This window comes from Dietzia cercidiphylli, from assembly GCF_014145145.1.
GTDB classification, from domain to species: domain Bacteria; phylum Actinomycetota; class Actinomycetes; order Mycobacteriales; family Mycobacteriaceae; genus Dietzia; species Dietzia natronolimnaea.
The window spans coordinates 1-2,013 of the sequence record NZ_JAALEA010000465.1 but is presented as its reverse complement, the minus strand read 5'-3'; the positions used below and the strand labels follow the sequence as shown (position 1 = coordinate 2,013).

Here is a 2,013-nt window from a genome sequence, read left to right as displayed (position 1 = left end):
GGCGTCGGCCTTGCGCTGGGCGCGGGCCGCGCGTTCGGCCTCGCGCCGGGCGCGACGGGTGGCGCGGATGTCGGAGTCGGGAGTGGTCATGGGATGAAGTTCACCCCCGTGACCTTCATCTCGCCGTCGTCGTGTCGGTTCACGGTCACGCGCACACGGTACTGGCGGTCCTGGTCCTCATCGGACTTCGGGTTGCCGATGGTCTGGTCGATCGCCATGATCACCTCGGCCCGGTCGGGGTAGGAGTGTTCGACGGCGGCGGCGGACACCACACCGTCGGCGACGACATTAGTGGTCTTGACGACGTCCTCGTACGAATCGCGGCGAGGCGCGAACTGCTCCGAGAAATCACCGTCGATCAGGCCGACGATCTCGTCGACGTCCTCCGACAGTGTCTCCTGCCTGATGGTCATGAGCTTGGTCATCACGGTCGTCGCGAAGTCACGGTACGAGGCGTCGAGTTCGGCGGCGGAGGCCCGGTCGGCGCGCACGGAGGCCGCCGCGTTCCGCTCACCCAGCCACAGCGACGTCGCGACGACGGCGGCCACGAGGCATACCGCCGCGACCACCGCGGTCACGGTGAGCCACAGGCGCCCACGGTCGGCGGGGTTGTCGTCCGGCTGTGGCACTAGGTCACTCCGTTCGTGAGGATGTCGGCCAGGTCGGCGTCCGCCGGGAGTCGTCCGGCATCACCGAGGTTGAGCTGACGATACGTCTTGCCGTCGGCGCCCAGGTATTCGCCCGTCGACGGGTCGTACATCGCGGCCGACGTGCGGATCTCCTGTTCTCCGGTGTCCGACGACGGCACAACGTTCCACCCGTTGGGGTTGTTCCCGGGCGGACCGACCTCGCTCGTGTCCGGGGGGTTGATCCCCTCGGGTTGGTAGTCGTTCGCCGCGCACTCGGCGGGCGACGCCGCCCGCCGGCCGGGGTACTCCATGCACGGCAGGTTGCGGGCGCCTCGCACGACCTGCTGCGAGTCCTGGGGCACCTTGCAGTAGATGCCGTTGATCAGCGGCGGCACCGAGAGGTCCGCCGGCGAGCGGCGTTGATCGGCCGGGAGGAAGCCGGTGGTGCACGGCGGGGTCTCGTTGATCTGGAGGTTGAAGTCCACCTTGATCTCACCGGTGTCCTTGGCGCCGTTGATGGCGGTGATGAGCGAGGACACCAGGGCGGGGTAGATCACGAGGAGCTGCTCGATGGAGCGGTTGTAGACGACGCCCACCTCGCCGACGCTCACCAGATTGGCGACCAGCACCGGCATGGTCGGCTGCAGATCGTTGAGGACCTTGGTCGCCCGCGCCAGAGAGTCCGGGCCGCGTTGGATGATCGAGGTCAGCTGGGGCTCGTTGGTCCGGAGCTGATCGGTCAGGTCAGCGAGGTTCCGGGTCCAGGCCCGGATCGAGTCCGACGAGCGGAGCTGGGAGTCCAGGACCGGCTCGGCGTCGGCGATGAGCTGACGGGTGACGTCCGTGTTGGAACGGGCCTCCTCGAGCAACAACTGGGCCGAGTCGAGGAAGCGCTGCAGGTCGCGCTCCGAGCCGTTGAACGCGTCGAACGACTCGGAGATCACGCGTCGCATCTTGGCATCGTCGATCGACGCCATGAGCACGGTGGCCTGGTCCAGTACCGGTCCGATTCCCTGGGGCATGTCGACCCGGTCCCGCCCGAGCACGGACCCGTCCGCCAGCTCGCCGCTCGGTTCGCCCTCCGGGACGAACTCCACGTATTGCTCACCGATCGCCGAGACGCTGCGGATCTGGGCCCGGACGTTCTGCGGGACATCGGCCCGCGCGTCGAAGTGCAGGTTCGCCACGACGTGCCCGGGTGTGAGGGTGACGGAGTCGACACGACCGATGACGTTGCCGAGGTACGAGACGTTGGCGTTCTGGTAGAGGCCGCCGGTGTCGGGCATCTCCAGGGCGACGTCCGTGCGCTGCCATCCGAAGGCCGTGGGCAGCTTGAGGTAAGACACCGACATGACCGTGAGGGCCAGAACGGTGACCACGGCGA

General features: G+C 68.1%; 2 protein-coding genes. Both read right to left on the bottom strand.

Annotation, left to right across the window (positions count from 1 at the left end):
* Positions 1-86: 86 nt before the first annotated feature.
* Complete coding sequence (locus G6028_RS15635) at positions 87-629, bottom strand: hypothetical protein (RefSeq protein ID WP_096906008.1); 543 nt, start codon at positions 627-629, stop codon at positions 87-89.
* On the bottom strand, positions 629-2,013 hold a 1,385-nt coding region (locus tag G6028_RS15630), incomplete at its 5' end, for an MCE family protein (protein ID WP_182659421.1). The genes G6028_RS15635 and G6028_RS15630, both read right to left, overlap by 1 nt.